Source organism: Bacillus sp. 5RYD7K, assembly GCF_059831465.1.
In genome coordinates this window covers 2,507,416-2,524,368 of record NZ_CP191200.1, presented here as the reverse complement: position 1 = coordinate 2,524,368, position 16,953 = coordinate 2,507,416, and the positions used below count along the sequence as shown (strand labels likewise).

Annotated in this window: 20 protein-coding genes and 1 riboswitch; of the genes, 2 read left to right on the top strand and 18 right to left on the bottom strand. The window is 46.6% G+C overall.

What is annotated here, in order from left to right:
• Positions 1-40: 40 nt before the first annotated feature.
• From ACQE26_RS12625 to ACQE26_RS12570, 12 genes are all read right to left on the bottom strand, one after another.
• The gene (locus tag ACQE26_RS12625) at positions 41-1,822 is read right to left on the bottom strand and encodes an ATP-binding protein (RefSeq protein WP_016939132.1); all 1,782 of its coding nucleotides are present in this window, start codon (positions 1,820-1,822) and stop codon (positions 41-43) included.
• Positions 1,819-2,541, bottom strand: a complete 723-nt coding sequence (resD, locus tag ACQE26_RS12620; RefSeq protein ID WP_003153397.1) for a DNA-binding response regulator ResD — start codon at positions 2,539-2,541, stop codon at positions 1,819-1,821. The genes ACQE26_RS12625 and resD overlap by 4 nt, the downstream gene beginning before the upstream one ends.
• Positions 2,542-2,621: 80 nt before the next feature.
• Positions 2,622-3,797, bottom strand: coding sequence for a c-type cytochrome biogenesis protein CcsB (gene ccsB, locus ACQE26_RS12615; protein WP_500469611.1), 1,176 nt, complete (start codon positions 3,795-3,797; stop codon positions 2,622-2,624).
• Positions 3,798-3,815: 18 nt separating this feature from the next.
• Positions 3,816-5,444 carry a cytochrome c biogenesis protein ResB gene (gene resB / locus ACQE26_RS12610; protein WP_438420147.1) on the bottom strand — a complete coding sequence of 543 codons (1,629 nt, stop codon included), beginning with the start codon at positions 5,442-5,444 and terminating at the stop codon, positions 3,816-3,818.
• The gene (gene resA / locus ACQE26_RS12605; RefSeq protein WP_045925489.1) at positions 5,441-5,980 is read right to left on the bottom strand and encodes a thiol-disulfide oxidoreductase ResA; all 540 of its coding nucleotides are present in this window, start codon (positions 5,978-5,980) and stop codon (positions 5,441-5,443) included. Before resA ends, resB begins: the two co-directional genes overlap by 4 nt.
• 84 nt (positions 5,981-6,064) lie before the next feature.
• Positions 6,065-6,799, bottom strand: a complete 735-nt coding sequence (gene rluB, locus ACQE26_RS12600) for a 23S rRNA pseudouridine(2605) synthase RluB (RefSeq protein WP_500469610.1) — start codon at positions 6,797-6,799, stop codon at positions 6,065-6,067.
• Between the two features lie 92 nt (positions 6,800-6,891).
• Positions 6,892-7,428, bottom strand: coding sequence for a spore maturation protein SpmB (spmB, locus tag ACQE26_RS12595; RefSeq protein WP_003153387.1), 537 nt, complete (start codon positions 7,426-7,428; stop codon positions 6,892-6,894).
• A 4-nt stretch (positions 7,429-7,432) separates the two neighbouring features.
• Entirely contained in the window at positions 7,433-8,023 is a 591-nt protein-coding gene (locus ACQE26_RS12590; RefSeq protein ID WP_003153385.1) for a nucleoside recognition domain-containing protein, read from the bottom strand.
• Positions 8,011-9,162, bottom strand: a complete 1,152-nt coding sequence (locus ACQE26_RS12585; RefSeq protein WP_500469609.1) for a D-alanyl-D-alanine carboxypeptidase family protein — start codon at positions 9,160-9,162, stop codon at positions 8,011-8,013. Before ACQE26_RS12585 ends, ACQE26_RS12590 begins: the two co-directional genes overlap by 13 nt.
• Before the next feature lie 113 nt (positions 9,163-9,275).
• Positions 9,276-9,761, bottom strand: a complete 486-nt coding sequence (locus ACQE26_RS12580) for a DUF3907 family protein (RefSeq protein ID WP_016939138.1) — start codon at positions 9,759-9,761, stop codon at positions 9,276-9,278.
• A 90-nt stretch (positions 9,762-9,851) separates the two neighbouring features.
• Positions 9,852-10,445 (bottom strand): SMC-Scp complex subunit ScpB, encoded by a 594-nt coding sequence (gene scpB, locus ACQE26_RS12575; RefSeq protein ID WP_016939139.1) that lies wholly within the window; start codon positions 10,443-10,445, stop codon positions 9,852-9,854.
• On the bottom strand, positions 10,435-11,190 hold the full coding sequence (locus ACQE26_RS12570; protein ID WP_438420151.1) for a segregation/condensation protein A: 756 nt from the start codon (positions 11,188-11,190) through the stop codon (positions 10,435-10,437). Before ACQE26_RS12570 ends, scpB begins: the two co-directional genes overlap by 11 nt.
• 207 nt (positions 11,191-11,397) lie before the next feature.
• Here ACQE26_RS12570 and ACQE26_RS12565 point away from each other — a divergent pair, with 207 nt between their 5' ends.
• Together ACQE26_RS12565 and ACQE26_RS12560 are read left to right on the top strand one after the other, a co-directional pair.
• A complete protein-coding gene (locus tag ACQE26_RS12565; protein WP_016939141.1) occupies positions 11,398-11,487 on the top strand; it encodes a YjcZ family sporulation protein in 90 nt (29 codons plus the stop codon).
• A gap of 86 nt (positions 11,488-11,573) precedes the next feature.
• The gene (locus ACQE26_RS12560; protein WP_438420152.1) at positions 11,574-12,095 is read left to right on the top strand and encodes a DUF309 domain-containing protein; all 522 of its coding nucleotides are present in this window, start codon (positions 11,574-11,576) and stop codon (positions 12,093-12,095) included.
• Positions 12,096-12,160: 65 nt separating this feature from the next.
• Here the strand turns inward: ACQE26_RS12560 and ribT are convergent, their stop codons facing one another.
• From ribT to ACQE26_RS12530, 6 genes are all read right to left on the bottom strand, one after another.
• Complete coding sequence (gene ribT / locus ACQE26_RS12555) at positions 12,161-12,535, bottom strand: GNAT family N-acetyltransferase RibT (protein WP_003153373.1); 375 nt, start codon at positions 12,533-12,535, stop codon at positions 12,161-12,163.
• A 116-nt stretch (positions 12,536-12,651) separates the two neighbouring features.
• Positions 12,652-13,116 (bottom strand): 6,7-dimethyl-8-ribityllumazine synthase, encoded by a 465-nt coding sequence (ribH, locus tag ACQE26_RS12550; protein WP_003153372.1) that lies wholly within the window; start codon positions 13,114-13,116, stop codon positions 12,652-12,654.
• 32 nt (positions 13,117-13,148) lie between these two features.
• Positions 13,149-14,345 (bottom strand): bifunctional 3,4-dihydroxy-2-butanone-4-phosphate synthase/GTP cyclohydrolase II, encoded by a 1,197-nt coding sequence (locus ACQE26_RS12545; RefSeq protein ID WP_500469608.1) that lies wholly within the window; start codon positions 14,343-14,345, stop codon positions 13,149-13,151.
• A gap of 14 nt (positions 14,346-14,359) precedes the next feature.
• A complete protein-coding gene (gene ribE / locus ACQE26_RS12540) occupies positions 14,360-15,007 on the bottom strand; it encodes a riboflavin synthase (protein WP_500469607.1) in 648 nt (215 codons plus the stop codon).
• The gene (gene ribD, locus ACQE26_RS12535; RefSeq protein WP_500469606.1) at positions 14,988-16,103 is read right to left on the bottom strand and encodes a bifunctional diaminohydroxyphosphoribosylaminopyrimidine deaminase/5-amino-6-(5-phosphoribosylamino)uracil reductase RibD; all 1,116 of its coding nucleotides are present in this window, start codon (positions 16,101-16,103) and stop codon (positions 14,988-14,990) included. The genes ribE and ribD overlap by 20 nt, the downstream gene beginning before the upstream one ends.
• Before the next feature lie 131 nt (positions 16,104-16,234).
• A riboswitch (FMN riboswitch) is annotated at positions 16,235-16,381 on the bottom strand.
• Between the two features lie 120 nt (positions 16,382-16,501).
• Positions 16,502-16,846, bottom strand: coding sequence for a hypothetical protein (locus tag ACQE26_RS12530; RefSeq protein WP_060964863.1), 345 nt, complete (start codon positions 16,844-16,846; stop codon positions 16,502-16,504).
• Positions 16,847-16,953: the final 107 nt, after the last annotated feature.

Genomic DNA, 16,953 nt, shown 5'->3' with positions numbered 1-16,953 from the left:
TCTGCGGGTGTTTCGTATGGAACAAGATTGTTCGTCAATTTCAGACGCCATCCTGCACTTTTGTCGGAATATAAAATGTAAATGTCGTTCCTTTGTCAATGCTGCTGTGCACCGCAATTGAGCCGCCGTGGGCTTCCACGATATTTTTCACGATGGCAAGTCCGAGTCCGGTTCCTGCCCTGCCCCTTGTTCTCGCCTTGTCCGCTTTATAAAAACGTTCAAAAATAAAAGGCAGGTCCTCTTCAGGTATTCCCGAGCCGGAATCTTTAATATCGATTTTCAAACCGTCTTTCACGGTCTGAACCGCGATATGAACGTTTCCGCCTGACTCTGTGTGACGCAGCGCATTATCTATAAGGTTGGTAAACACCTGCTCCATTTTGTCTTCGTCAAAAACACACTCCGGCTGAGACACGGCAATATCTTCTGTGAGCGAAACCTCTTTTTCTTTCGCTACACCGGAGAATTTCCGGGAGATCTTCTCCAGAAATTCATGCAGATTCACCGTCTCATAATGCAGGCCCGTATGTCCGGATTCCATTCTGGCCAAATCCAGCAAATCATTGACGAGCCGGCCCATGCGAAGAGATTCATCATAAATGATCTGTGCGATTTCTTTTTTCTCCTCTTCGGTGCTTGCAATGTCGTCCACTATTGCTTCGCTGTATCCCTGCAGCATAGAAATCGGGGTCCTGAGTTCGTGACTGACATTGGCAATGAAATCTTCACGCAGCTTATCAAGCCTGCGCTCTTCGGTCATATCACGGAGCACGGCTACGGCGCCGCGGACGTGTGATTCCGCATAAAGAGGCGACATTAATAAAACCCATGACCTTCCTTGAAGCGTCATCTCAATCATTTGCTCTTTTTCTGTGCTCACGGCATTTTGGAAAAGCTCTTTCGCCTCAGGCGGAAGGTTGTCTCCTTCTTTAATATTCATATTCTGCTCATAATACCAGGCCTGCAGAAAGCGTTCAGCCGGCGGGTTTGTCACCAAAATGGTGCCGTCGATATTAATGGTGATAACTCCGTCTGCCATACTGCTTAATATATTGGACAGCTGTTCTTTTTCCTGATTCAGCGCGTTGATATGAAAATTGAGCTGCCGGCCCATCTGATTAAAGGCGATGGCAAGCTCCCCGATTTCATCTTGAGTAAGAATCGGAATCTTTGTATCAAACTTTCCTTTCGCCAAATCCTGGGCGCCTTCCCGCATTTTCCGAAGCGGGTACGTCACCCTGCTGGACAAGAAGAAGGCGAAAAACGTTGTCAAGACAATGGCGATGCCCGCCGCAAGAAAAATATAGCGTGTCGTATGTTTCGTCGTATCTTTGACGGCAAGCAGCGACTGAGATAAAAAGACCATGCCTTTTTTGCCGTCTTTTTCATACGGCACTCCGACGATCAGCCGTTCGTTATCGGAACCGGCATTGTTGGGCACCGCGCGTTTGCTTACTTTTTTTCGGTCTGTCAGCGCCTTGTGCAGATCCCGGTCGTGTTTGATCTGTTCCAATGTAATAGAGGATAAATGATTATCGTCATTGGGCGAATACCAGACATGCTTATCGTCCTGAATGATCGCGATGCTCGTTAAATTGTCCGCCAGCTCCCACGTGATGGATCTGGCAAGCGGCTGGTCTTCATGATTTTCTATAATGACCGCAATTTTATCGGCAAGCTGCGTTAAATCTTTTTCTGCTTCTTCTACGTGGTAATTTTCTATAAACTCCAGAAGCAGCACCGTTAAAATAAATAAAACAATTAATACGAGTGAAAGAATGGTAAACCAAAGCTTTCCTACTACGCTTTTCCAAAACTTCATTCAGCGCCTACCTCAAATTTGTATCCGACTCCCCAGACGGTGACGATTTTTTTCGCCGCTCCCGGGGATACTTTGTTTAATTTTTCACGGAGCCGTTTGACATGGGTGTCAACCGTTCTGAGATCACCGAAGAATTCATACTGCCACACTTCTTTTAAAAGTTTTTCTCTGTCATACACTTTGTCCGGTGTTTTTGCCAGAAAGTACAGCAGTTCATATTCCTTCGGCGTCAGGCTTACCTCTGTGCCGTCCGCGGTCACTCTGTGAGCATCGTGATCGATGGAAAGATGTGAAAAGACGAGCACATTTTTTGTCGGCGTATTGGCTGTCAGATAGGATGTTTGGGAAGCTCTTCTTAAGAGCGCCTTTACCCGGAGCACCACTTCTCTTGGACTGAAAGGCTTCACGATATAATCGTCCGTGCCTGCTTCAAACCCCTGGACGCGGTTGGCTTCTTCCCCTTTTGCCGTCAGCATGATAATCGGCGTTGCTTTTTTTTCTCTAAGCTGCCGGCATACTTCTATTCCGTCCGTTCCCGGCATCATTAAATCCAAAAGCACCAGATCATAATCTGATGCCAGCCCCATTTTAATGGCCTCATCGCCGTTTTCCGCTTCTTCAATCACATAGTTTTCCCGTTCAAGGTACATTCTTAAAAGGCGTCGAATTCTGGCTTCATCATCTACTACTAATATTTTAGTTTCATTTGTTTGATCCATCGTTTTCCCCCTGCTTTCCTTCTGTTACTATCATTTTAACAAACTGTACGGCTGCTTGAGAACTGTATCGGCTTTCGGCTCTATGCGTACGAATGAAGTCCGGCAAGCACGAGATTCACAAAAATTAAGTTAAACATAATAATGGCGAAACCGATGACGGCAAGCCACGCGGACTTTTCGCCATGCCAGCCTCTTGACAGCCGCAAGTGCAAGTACGCTGCGTAAAATAAAAAGGTGATCAGCGCCCATACTTCTTTCGGGTCCCAGCCCCAAAAACGCGTCCATGCAAGCTGCGCCCAGATCATCGCAAACACAAGCGCGCCGAGCGTAAATACCGGAAAGCCGATAGAAACCGCGCGGTAGCCAACTTCATCTACCAAGTCCAGATTCACATTTTTGACGAGCGGGCTTAAAAGAGCGCTGATTCTCTTTCTGAATATCAGTCTGAGGGCGCCGTATAAGACGAGACCCGCGCCAAACGACCAGATCACCGTATTGACCTTTCTGCCTGAAAAAATAGCCGGAAGCTCAATAAACGGCTTCATCGCGCCTTCTGTAAGCAGTTCTCCATCATGCGGGCCGACAAGCGCAGGCATATCATATATCATGACGCTTTTGGCGTCTTTTTTATCCACCCAATTAAATTCGGCTTTGTAGTCCGCCAGCCGGAATGCCGACGTCACAGCGATAAATGCCACCGTCGTCACAATAATAAACATGATGACCTCGAGCCAGAACGTTTTTTTGCCCGGTCTGGACTGGTCGACATGCTTTAACAGGAAAATGACACCGGCTACAAAGCTGATCGCAAGAATTGCCTGCCCGAGCGCCGCCGTCGTGACGTGAATGTACAGCCAATTGCTCTGCAATGACGGAATAAGCGGCGTAATATCAGCGGGAAACATGCTTGCGTACGCGATCAGCAAAAGTGCGACAGACAATGTGAACATGCCTAAAGACGGCAGTCTGTAAATAAAGTAAATAATAATAAAAGCGAGAACAAGCATCATGCCGAATGACGTTGTAAATTCAAACATATTGCTGACAGGCGCATGTCCGCTTGCCGACCATCTCGCAATGAAGTAGGCGAGATGGCATAGAAATCCGACAATGGTTAACGTGATTCCGATAGCCGACCAGCGGCCCTTCCCGTCCTTTGCGCCTTTTGTTCCCCGGATGGCGCCGCCGAAAACCGGGACGGCAATTAAATAAATCAAAAAGGCAGCATAAAGAAAATTTGCGCTCAGCTCCGCCATGACACCACTCCTTTTTCATTAGGCCTGATTTTTGACCAGTTCTTTTTGATCGGCCGGTTCTTTAATCTCCGTCCCGCTAAGAACATATCCGATATCCTTTTTTAAACCGAACCAGTTTTTGTTCGTATGTCCTGCCACAAGCACTTCGCTGTCACCGGGTTTGATCCAGATCCTTCTATGCTGCCAGTACATCCCTTGAATGACGCCGATCATAAAGATCGCGCCCCCGACGGCAAGCACCCATAAGGTTAAATCTTTTCTGACGGTGAGACCTGTAATGTTTTTCGTTTCCACATGGTCGAATTTTAATTTGTACTTGTTATTTGCGGAACCTTCAACAGTCTGCTGAATCGCAACAAAGCTTTTCTCCCCTTTCGGCTTGTCAGGAGCCGTGACTTTAAAGACGAAAGCCGGATTGTTTGGGACCTTTGTTTTCGTGCTCGGTTCTCCGTCCTTATTAAAATAAAAATCGGGAAGATAACTGGCGATCTGCACTTTGTAACCGTTACCAAGATCATAGTCCGTGTCGGGATCAAGAAGATTGATCTTCAGTTTGCCGAATGACCGTTTTGTTTTTTGGTCGATCAGCTGGAATACCATCTGATCGAGCTGGTTTTCTTTATAGTCCACCTGATACACAGAATAGGAGTCAAACCGCAGCGGTTCATTGACGCGGATATCGTTTTCTTTGACTCTTTTAAGCTTTGGCTTTTCACCGAATACGATGTCGCCCTCCCTCTTGTACAAAACCGCATCCGTTGTGAAGGATTTTGCGACTTTGCCGTTTCCGGCTCTGTCAATGGCATCGGCGAATACTTTTTTCTCAGTGTTTTTATTATACGTCTCCATGGTGAACCGGTTGTTTTTTAAGTAATATTGGCCGTCGGTGCCGGGAATCTGGGCGGTTTCGCCTTCACGGACCCAGAGCGTTTCATCGACGTACATCCCCGGGACGAATCTCAGCATGGCCCCAATCAGAAAAATGATCAGGCCGATATGATTAACGTAGGGCCCCCACCTTGAAAAACGGCCCTTTTCTGCGAGAATACTTCCCTCTTGTTCCCGCACTCTATAATGCTTTTTTTTCAATCGTGTTCTGATGCCATCAGCCGTATCTCCGCTCAGCTCAGTTTCTGTCCGGCTGTATAGACGCTGCCGCCTTAAAAAGACCGGATTCCGCTGAACGCCTTGATTTTTCAGCGCCCTGTACAACGGAATCACCCGATCAAGGCTGCAGATGACAAGTGATACGCCGATTGATGCGATCAAAAGCATATACCACCATGAGCCGTACAGGTGATGAAAGCCCAGCAGATAATACAATTGGCCGATTGTGCCGTACTGCTGTTCATAGTATGTATCCGGCTGAGCGCCCGGCGGCAGATAAGCTTCCTGCGGAAAAACCGTGCCGAATGCCGACGCCGCCAGAGTAATGACGATCAGCCATATTCCGACTTTAACGGAAGAAAAGAAATTCCATACCTTATCTACAATTGTTTTGTTATATGTTTGCGAACGTCTTGCGCTGCCGTCGTACCGCATATCGGCAAGCGGCGACTTTTGATCATCAAGCGGCTTTCCGCATGACTCGCACAATACCGTCCCGGCTGGATTCACGTGTCCGCATTCACATTTAGCCTTTTTCATGAAGACGCCTCCGGCTTAATTAAATTCATATAGTCATGAACCATGCGTTCTGTCATCGTGCCGGTCACCACTTTCACGACTTTTCCGTCGGGATTGATCAAAAATGTCGTCGGGATAGGCGATACGCCGTACGCGTCCAGCACTTGCCGGTCAGTATCAAGCGCAACAGGGAAATTGACGCCGTATGTTTTCATAAAATTATGTACTGCAATTTTTGATTCGCCGACATTTACCGCAATCACCTCGACACCGAGGTCTTTAAAATGCTTGTATTGATTCTCCATATAGGGAAATTCCTGCTTGCACGGCTCGCACCACGTTCCCCAGAAATTCAGAAAAACACCTTTTCCTTTTAACTGACTCAGTTCTATGAGTCTGCCCTCTGTATCTTTCAGCGCGAAATTCGGGGCTTTGGACCCCTCAGATATACGCTCGCCGTTTGAGTAAACAGCATTATAGACGGTATATCCGAGCGCGCAGAGTAAGATGAGAAGGATGCCGGTCCGAATGAATAAACGCCGCCGTTTTTTGTTCATTGTACACTGCTCCCCTCCCCTGCCTGCAAATCCATTCAATTATATCATCTACGCGTTTTGTAATTTTTGAAGGTTATGTGAAAATTAGAAAGCGTTTTTACCGTGTTCAGCTAAAGACCGCAGCCTTTTCACCTCATGCGGCGTCAATTCTCTTGCGTCTCCTGTGTGAAGGCCCCTTAAATCTAAAAAGGCGTATTCTTCACGTTTGAGCTTCAGCACGTCATGACCGATCGCCTCAAACATACGGCGGACCTGTCTGTTCCGACCTTCATGAATTGTCAGCTGAATAATGCTCGTCTGCTTTCTTTTATCCAGAGAAAGCATTTTCGCTCTGGCCGGCGCTGTCTTGCCTTCTTCAAGCTGAATGCCGCGCTCAAGCTTCCGCAGAAGTTCCTTGGAAGGAATCCCCTTCACTTTGGCGACGTACGTCTTATCAATTTCGTATTTCGGGTGCATGAGTTTGTTGGCAAACTCGCCGTCATTTGTCAGTAATAAAAGACCGCTCGTATCATAATCAAGTCTGCCGATCGGATAAATACGCTGCGGCACTTCTTTGAAAAAGTCGGTTACCACTTTCCGCCCTTTATCGTCATCAGAAGCTGAGATCACTCCTCTCGGTTTATAAAGCAGAAAGTACACGGGTTCTTCCCGCTCCACCTTTAATCCGTTTACTTCAATCTGATCAGAACCGGTCACTTTTACGCCGAGCTCTGTTATTACTTTTCCATTCACCTTTACTTTTCCTTCTTTTATCAGCTCTTCTGCCTTTCTGCGTGATGCCACGCCGGCATGAGCAATAACTTTTTGCAGTCTTTCCATGTCGTTCACCTCAAGTATAATCTTACTTTTTTCCCCTTGAACAAACAAGCTTTTTCAAGGAGCATTATTCTGATATATAAAAAGCGCCTCAATCAGGCGCTTCCAAATAATAACGTAACTATGATGATTGATGCAACCACCCCGATCAGATCAGCAAGAAGACCAACCTTTAAAGCATCCCCCATTTTTTTGATGCCGACTGCACCGAAATACACAGTCAGGACATACAGCGTCGTGTCAGTCGATCCCTGCATGACCGAGGCCAGTCTGCCGATAAATGAATCAGGCCCGTACACGGCGATCAAATCCGTCGTCATGCCGAGCGCCGCCGTACCCGAAATCGGACGGATCAGAGCAAGCGGCACGACCTCTGCGGGAATGCCGAGCGCCGTAAAGAAAGGCTTGCACAGCCCCATGACAAAATCAAGCGCGCCCGAGGCCCGGAATACGGTTATCGCCACAAGCATCCCGACCAAATACGGAATGATGGAAAACGCAATCTCTATTCCTTCTTTTCCGCCTTCAACGAATGATTCATAAGTCGGCACTTTTTTGATCGTGCCGTATATCAATATACCGGCGATAATAATCGGAATCATGGCTAAAGACAGCCAATTCACCATTTCCATTCGCTTACCTCCCTTTTCTTTTGCGGCGGTACCAGAAGTAGCGGTCAATGAAAATCGCGCCGATGCCCGAAATTAAAGTCGCTAAGATGGTCGGTCCGACGATATCGGTCGGTGATTTCGCCGAATAAGCCATGCGGACGGCAATGACGGTTGTCGGTATCAATGTAATGCTCGAAGTATTTACCGCCAAAAAGGTAATCATGGAACGGCTGGCCTCAGACTTGCCTCCGTTCAGCTTTTTCATCTGCTCCATGGCTTTAATGCCGAGGGGCGTCGCCGCATTTCCCAATCCGAAAAAGTTTGCCATGAGATTTGATAAGATGTATCCCATTGCCGGATGATCAGGGGGAATATCAGGAAACAGCTTAGAAATAAACGGACGGCACATTCTGCTGAATATATCCAAAAGGCCGGACTGCTCGGCTATTTTCATCAGGCCGAGCCAGAACACGAGGACGCTCATTAATCCAAACGAAATCGTAACCGCTTCTTTCGCTCCTTTAAAAACTGCTTCATTCACATCCTGCAAGGTTCCGTTAAACATCGCAAAGACCAGTCCGATTACCGTCAGACAGACCCAGATTAAATTGACCATGCTGAACCGCCCGTCGCGCTCATAAACAGGCTCGTAAATGTTTCAATGAAATGCTTTTTCGGTTTTTTAAGGTGCTCGTTTTCATAATAGACGGGGACCTTGGCGATCACTTTCCCATCATGCATAACAGTCATCCGTCCGACGACATCAGGAATGAGAGAAGCATCCTTTTTCCAAGCTTTTTTCGGTTTTATTAAGGTTGTGCTGATTTTCACATCATCGATCTCATCCTCTTTTAACAAATACTTGACATCCCGGGAAATAAAAGCGTGTTTTCCGTAAAACGTCTTTTTCAGCTTCGGGATGCCGCCTTTTTTGGCGACGATATAGGTTTTATAGTGCTCAAAGACATAATTAAACATATTCATATGGTCATCCCAGTCATCCGGATCATTTATGGTGACTGCGATAAGATCCGTGCCGTCTTTTGAAGCCGTCGAAACGAGCGTCCGTTTCGCGATTTTTGTGTACCCCGTTTTTCCTCCTGTGCTGTAACGATAAAGCCCTGTCAGAAGCTTGTTTTTATTTTTCCATACCCGGTCCATCGTTTCCGCTTTATACACTTTGGTGCCCGAAACAGTCCGGTATTCCTTGATCTTCATCGCGTATTTAGTCAAAAGCGCCATATCATACGCCGTTGAATATAAATTTTCATGGTCGTCCAGCCCGTGCGGGTTTTGAAATTTTGTATTTTCCATTCCGATTTGCTCGGCTTTGTGGTTCATCATAAATACAAAACCGTCAAGACTTCCGCCGACATATTCAGCAATGGCCGCAGCGGCGTCATTTCCTGACCTCAGCATAAGCCCGTAAACGAGGTCCTTCAGTTTTACTTTCTGTCCAGGCTGAAGATAAATGGCCGAGCCTTCCGTTTTTACGGCATTCGGCGAAACCGTCACAGTCTCTTCCATCTTCCCAGATTCAATCGCCAGCACCGCCGTCATGATTTTCGTAATGCTCGCGATCCGCCGCTTATGGTGTTCGTCCTTAGCAAACAACACCCTGCCTGATGCACCGTCGATTATAATCGCGCTTTTTGCGCTGACATGTATTTGGGCATGTGCCGTATTTCCGTCTGTAATAGAAAACAAAATAACAAAAATCAAAAGAAATACGGCAGCTTTTTTGAGAAAGCGCATGAATGCTCACGTCCTTGTTGTGGGTTTGTACAAGTTTATGCGCATGTCCATGACTTATGAATACCAATTGCATCTCTTTTACGTAAAAAAACTCTCCCTTTGGGAGAGTTTTTTTATCTGGATGATACCATATTCGAGCCTGATGCTTCATATTGCGCCAATTCTTCACGCATGCGCAGAAACTCACTGCTTAGTGAAAGCAGAAGGCTCCGCAGCGAATCGGGCACATGCTGATAAAATTCAATCGCACTTTGGCCTGTATAAGCGGCGCGGCTGTTTTCGTACCACGTATCCTTTTTCGGCATGAAAAATTCTTCCACGCACTGATGATACACTTTATACAGTGTTTTTTCCGCTCTCGCCTCATGAAACGGCTCCTGCATTAAGAGCCGGCGGCAGGCTTCCTGGGCGCCTTCGCAAAAGACGGTCATCCTTCTCAGCACACTGAGCACATCGCGGCAGTATGCCTCATCCGCCTTTCCAGAAGCCTGCATTTCCGGTAATGTCGTATGATTTAAATAACTGTTGACCATCGTGACAACCTCGGCTAAAAATTCACCAGTTTCTTCAGTATGGGCCCTCACAATCGAATTTCCCATTTCCGTCCGTTTCCTTCCTCTCTTGTACTTCGTCAATTTGCGTTATTCATCAATGGCCTTTCCCTATTATCGTATGATGAAAAACCGTTATTATTTAATATCCTCAAAAGTTTGGTTGAAGTTTTCAAAGAATAAGTCGGCTTCCTCCTGGAGAACGTCTTCTTCCGCATTTTCAGGAAGAGGCGGAAGCTCGTCCAGTGTTTTTAAGCCGAATTGTTCAAGAAATACCGGGGTCGTGCCGTATAAAATCGCCCGGCCGGGACCGTCGGCGCGTCCCACCTCACACAGCAGCGCTTTTGACACGAGACTGTGCAGAATCCGCTCAGACTTCACGCCCCGAATATCTTCAATTTCCGCCCGTGTGATCGGCTGCTTGTATGAAACGATCGCCAGCACTTCTAAAGAAGCCTGTGACAGTCCCTTTGACGGCACCTCGATTAATTTTTTCAAATAAGGCACGAATTCTTTTTTCGTTGCAAGCATATACGTATCCGCATATTCGGTCAGCTCAATGCCCCTGCCGTCTTCCTTGTACTGGGCGGCCACTTCTTCCATGATTCCGGCCAGTTCCGCTTCTTCTATTTCAAGCACCGTCACCAATTGCTTTTTGGTCAGCCCTTCATCACCCGCCGCGTACAGCAAGGCCTCCACAATCGCTTTCCAATTCACGATATCAAGCGCCATGAATGGATTCACTCCCCGTAATGTATATATCTGAAAAGTTTTCTTCTTGTTCGATGATAATCTGCTGATTTTTCATCAGCTCCAGAACGGCTAAAAACGTCACGACGAGATGGTCTCTTTGCCGAGAAGGAAAAAGCTCCGTAAAGTTAATTCTTCTTCCCGCCGTCTTTAAGCTTTTTACGATTTCGTTCATTCTGTCTTCAATCGGTATTTCCTGTCTTGTAATGGTCGTTTCTTTCGGCCGCGAGATTTTTTTACGCTGAAGCACCTTTTGAAACGCACCGATCATGTCATAAACGGTCACCGACAGCCTCTGCTCCGTCTGTTTGATTTCTTTTGCATACTCACTTAAATCACTCGGCGGCTTTGTAAATGACTTTTGTCTTTCTTCTTCCCGCTCTTTTAAATCATTCGCAGCGGTTTTATATTTTCTATACTCAATCAGCTTTTCAATCAGTTCGTCCCGAGGGTCTTCCTCTTCAAGCATTTCATCTTCAAACAGCTCTTCCTCTTGTTTCGGAAGCAGCATTCTGCTTTTAATGCTGAGAAGCGTCGCCGCCATGACCAGATATTCACTGGCGACATCAAGTTCAAGCACTTGCATTGTATGTACATATAATAAATATTGTTCAGTAATGGTTGCCACGGGTATGTCGTATATGTCGATTTCAAGACGGTTAATCAGATGAAGCAGCAGGTCCAATGGGCCTTCAAACGTATCAATTTTCACTTGATATTCTACCATTATCTCACCATTTTCAATATCACTCTCATTGCCGGAAAAACTGGCTACCCTTTAGTATAATCCACCGAAATGCTCTCGTCCAATACTTTTCTAATTGTGCTTCGTTATTTAGAAAATACTGAAAAAGAAGGTATACGCCTATACCTTTAAAGGCGGATGCACATATGATAGCCGTGTAAACATGAAACAAAGGGAGGCTGATTTCAGATGGGCGGAGCTTGTTTCGGCGGAGGTTTTGCATTAATTGTCGTTCTGTTTATTTTGCTTATTGTCGTAGGGGCATCTTATATCTGCTAGTTCTTCACGTTTCAGACACCAAGCCGCTCTTTTTTTCCTTTTCATAACGCTGTGGTACACTGGTTTTAGCAAAAGGAGGAAGCGGCTTGTATCCAAAAGCTTATATCGGCTTTTTGGCCGAATTTCACGCATCAAGAGATTATTTTGAGTGTCATGAACTGTTAGAGGAATATTGGAAAAAAAGCCCGCCTGAGGAGCGGAGCATTCATTGGGTCGGCCTGATTCAGTTAGCCGTCGCTCTGTATCACCAGCGGAGGGGAAATGAAGCCGGGGCGAAACGGCTGATCGCCAACAGCTTACGCATTCTGAGGGCTGAAAAACAGGCTGTCAGCTCTCTCGGCCTCAGCCATCCAAAGCTGATAGAGCTGATAGAGTCGCTGTCAGACGATATAAAAGCCGGCCGCCCGTACAAAAGTGTTATGCTGCCGATTACAGATGACACTCTGAAAGAAGCGTGTCTTGCCGAATGCCGCCGCAAAGGCTATACATGGGGGCAGGCCGGCGTATCAGACACCTTTCTTATTCATAAACACCGCCTGCGGGACAGGACGGATGTCATTAAGGAACGCGAACGGGAAATGGAGAGAAGAAAAAAAAGCAGAGGCTGACGGACAGCCCTGCTTTTTCTGCATAAAAACAGCTCCCGAAACCGTGAAAATTCCGGGAGCATTTGTCAGTTATTATATGAAATATCCTGATCTTTTTGATGTTGACAGCGTTCAAAAAAGCTTTGCGTTAATTCATTCGGAACGAGTGCCTCCGTTTTGAACAGACGTTTTAAGGCGTCCATCATTTGCTTTCCGATTCCTTGATGGCGGTGAGAAGGATTCACGCTGATATGGCGGATTTCAACCTCTGAGTCTTTTTTTTCGACTCCGATCGCTCCGACGATATCTTCATCCTCTTTCCAAAGAAAGAGCTGGCGGCCAGTATCCGTTTCATAGTCCTTTATTGTCTGCTGAAGCTGCTTGAGATCTTTTTCATTCGGCATAAATGACAGAAGACCCATTGCAATCTTTTCAAACGATTTTTTATAACGAATTAACATAAAAACCCCTCTATATCCAAAATGTCCATTCATGTCCTAGCAAACGGATGAATAAAGGCGATCCGTTTCCTCACATTATATCATTTTCGCCGCTGTTTTAAACGCTTTTCAACAAATTATTCAAATGAACGGTTTAGATTCGCCATTTCAATGGCGGATACTGCGCAATCCGCTCCCTTATTTCCGGCTTTTGTTCCGGCGCGTTCGATCGCCTGCTCAATGGTTTCAGTCGTTACGATACCGAAGATAACCGGGACGCCCGTCGCCGTGCCCGCTTGAGCGATGCCTTTTGCCGCTTCGTTGCAGACATAGTCATAATGCGTTGTCGCTCCTCTGATCACCGTGCCGAGTGTAATAACCGCATCGTATTTTTTCGTTTCCGCCATTTTTTTTGCCGCAAACGGGATTTCAAACGCTCCCGGCACCCAAGCAACGTCAATGTCATTTGATTCTACACCGTGGCGAAGCAATGTATCTTCCGCTCCGCTTAACAGCTTGCTCGTAATAAATTCATTAAATCTGCCGACGACGATTCCGATTTTAAGTCCTGTTCCTACTAAGTTTCCTTGTATGATATTCATATGTTATCCATCCTTTTTTGTGAGATTTGTTTTTAGAAATGAAGCAAGTGTCCGAGTTTGTTCATTTTGGTTTGTAAGTAATTCCTGTTATGCTCACCCGCTTCCATTTGAAGCGGCACCCGTTCTGAAATGCTCAGTCCGTATCCTTCAAGGCCGGCGATTTTCCGGGGGTTATTGGTTAAAAGTTTCATATGCTGAACCCCCAAATCGCGGAGAATCTGGGCACCGATCCCGTAGTTGCGCAGGTCAGGCAGAAAGCCGAGCGCTTCGTTCGCTTCAACCGTGTCATACCCCTCTTCCTGCAATCGATACGCTTTCAGCTTATTGATTAAACCGATTCCTCTTCCTTCCTGACGCAAATACAATAAGACGCCTCGGCCTTCTTCGGCAATTTGCGCAAGCGCGGCATGAAGCTGAGGCCCGCAATCACAGCGGTGGGATGCAAACACATCGCCCGTCAGGCATTCTGAGTGCACTCTGACAAGAACGGGTTCGCTGCTAAACGGGACATCACCCATAACAAAGGCGAGGTGTTCTTTTCCGTCAACCTCGTTTGTATATCCGTAAACCCGGAACGTGCCGAAATCAGTCGGCAGCGTAATGTCAACTTCTCGGTTCACAAGTGTCGTAATGTTGTAGCGGTATTCTATTAAGTCTTTTATCGTAATCATTTTCAGCTGGTGGCGTTTGGCGATTTCTGATAACTCAGGCACTCTGGCCATTGTGCCGTCTTCATTCATAATTTCACAAATGACGCCCGCTCCTTGAGAGCCGCATGCTTTTGCAAGGTCAACGGCTGCTTCCGTGTGGCCCGCCCGCTTCAGGACGCCTCCTTTTTTTGCGATTAAGGGAAAAATGTGGCCCGGACGCTGAAAATCGTCAGACACAGATTCCTCGTTCAACAGCGCCTGAATCGTAAATGAACGTTCTTGAGCGCTGATTCCTGTTTTTGTCAGTCTGTGGTCAATGCTGACCGTAAACGCGGTTTCATGTGAGTCCGTATTATGATCGACCATCGGGTGAAGATCCAGCCGGCCGGCAATATCTTCAGAAAGCGGCGTGCAGATCAGGCCCCTCCCATGGGTCGCCATAAAATTGACCACTTCGGGTGTGGCATGCTCAGCGAGCGCTACGAAATCTCCTTCATTTTCTCTGTCTTCATCATCGACAACGATGATGACTTCACCTTTTTTCAGCGCATCTAACGCCTCTTCTATTGGATGAAACATATTGATCTTCCTTTCTAAAAGCCGTTCTCGTTTAAAAAAGCTTCTGTGATCGTTTGATTGCTTTTCGTTTGTTCTGTTTTGTGCAAAAAGCGGTATAAGTATTTGCCGATCATGTCACACTCAATATTTACGGTCGAGCCGACTGTTTTCGTCTGAAAAATCGTTTCTGAGATGGTATGCGGAATAACGGATACCGTCACGCTTTCGTCTGATAAACCGAAAATCGTCAGGCTCACGCCGTCTACCGTAATCGAACCTTTCAAGACGAGCGTTTTCGTCAATTCGGGCGAAAGTTTTAGATCGTAATAAACCGCGTTGCTTTTTTTCTCAATCCGGGTAATTTCCGCCGTTCCGTCCACATGCCCGGATACAAAGTGGCCGCCGAAGCGTCCGTTGGCGGACATCGCTCTTTCCAGATTGACTTTGCTGCCTTTTGACAAGCCGTTCAGCGAAGTGGCTTTTACGGTTTCCGGCATGACATCAACCGTAAATTGTTTATCAGAAAATCCGGTTACGGTCAGGCAGATGCCGTTTACGGCGATGCTGTCGCCAAGTTTTACATCGCTTGTCACTTTTGAAGCGGCGATGGTTAATGCCATGGAAAGGCCTGTCTTTTTGATTGCTTGGATCGTGCCTGTTTCTTCAACGATTCCTGTAAACATCGTCACCATCCTTTCCGTCTTTAGGTATGGCCGTCAGTTTTATATCCGGCCCGATTTGGGTGATTTGTGTGAATTGTAAATGGGGGACATCTTTCATTGATTGAAAACCTTCACCGGAGATCAAGCTGGGAGCAAGCGTTCCTCCGATTAATTTAGGGGCGAAATAGAAATGAAGCTCCTCGAAACAGCCTTCCTTGACAAAACTTCCGTGTACGGATGCGCCGCCTTCCACATAAACGGACATTATGCCGTTTTCAGCTAGAATGCTGAGCACCTCAGGAATGTGAATGCGGTCTGTTTCAAGCGAAAAGACTTTTATTCCGAGTGCGGTCAGCCGCTCTTTCTTTTGCACGTCAGCGCCTTTGGCCGTAAATATCCATGTCGGCGCGGCGCCGTCAGTAACAACATTTGCCGTTTCCGGAATGGTCAGCTTTGTATCGAGAATGACTCTGACCGGCTGCTTGACCGCATCAGGCAGCCTGCAGGTCAGACTCGGATTATCGGCTTTGACTGTGCCTGCTCCGACAAGAATGCTTTGATGCGATTTCCTGTATTGCTGGGCATCAAGCCTTGCCGCCTCTGAAGTAATCCATTTGCTGTCACCGGTTTCAGTCGCTGTTTTCCCGTCAAGGCTTGCGGCCGCTTTCAAGGTGACATACGGAAGTCCGGTCCTCATGAAGTGAAGAAACATTTTATTCAGCTCTTCTGCCTGCTGCCTGAGAAGTCCGGTTTTCACTTCGATGCCCGCTGCTTCCAGCATTCTGATGCCTTTTCCGGCGACTAGCGGATTTGGATCTGTCATAGCGACAAATACTCTTTTTATCCCCGACTTTATCATCAGTTCGGCGCATGGCGGTGTTTTTCCGTAATGGCTGCAAGGCTCCAGCGTCACATACATATCTGCGTCTTTTGCGTGACTGCCTGCCATATTGATCGCGTGCACTTCCGCATGGGCTTCCCCGTATTGCAAATGGGCGCCCATTCCGACGATCTGGCCGTTTTTGACGACGACAGCACCGACAAGGGGATTGGACTGCGTCTGCCCTTCACCGCGTCTGGCAAGCTCTATTGCCGTATTCATATAATATTCTTCCATCGTTATCCCTCCCTTCTTCCACGCAATTTGGCGTCAAAAAAGCCCCGAATGTTTACACAGTTCGGGGCTTTGCCAGTTTTAATCCATAGGAAATAAGACTATACAGTAAGATTATTTTTTGCATAGCTTCTCTCATCCTTCTCCCATCCAGACTTTCACTGTCGGCTTCAGCTTTTCACTGAATCCACCGTATACAGATGCATACGGGTCACGGGCTGTAAAGCGCAAAACGCCTTATTACCGCCGGTCGGGATTTTCACCCAGCCCCGAAGGATACAATCAATATTTTTTTGTCCTTATCCGCTATTATAACATCCTTTGCGGCAGGCGCAATGAATTTGCACCTCATTTTTCAGAAAAAATAAAAAGCGCCCTTTTTCCAAAAAAGGCGCCTTTATTTATTCGTTTACTTTAACAACCTTCAATAAGCCGTCAATCCGGTTTGATTTGCTGAAATACGCTTTAATCTTATCTCCTTTTTTCACATCGGAGAGATCCTGCTTCAGCTTGTCGCCGTTAAAAATGATTTTTGTGCCGTTTGCTGCCGTGCCGTGGTATTCGGTTCCTTCTATTTTCGTAATTTTATATGTTTTCACTGTATATTCTTCTTTTTCCTGAGACAGGGTTTGTCCGATAGCCGTCGGCACGTCTTTCAGCTCAATATCGTTTATGACCATAAAACCGCCCGCCAATAACAGCAGCAGTACAAGTAAAATGGCTGCTTTTGTTTTAATACTTCCCATTTTTCTACCTCCAGCCCGTATCAATCTATTCATTACTATGTCATATTCCTTTTTTTCATGAATAGAAAACCGTTCTTCCCTGCGTGAGTTATTCATATAACGTTTCG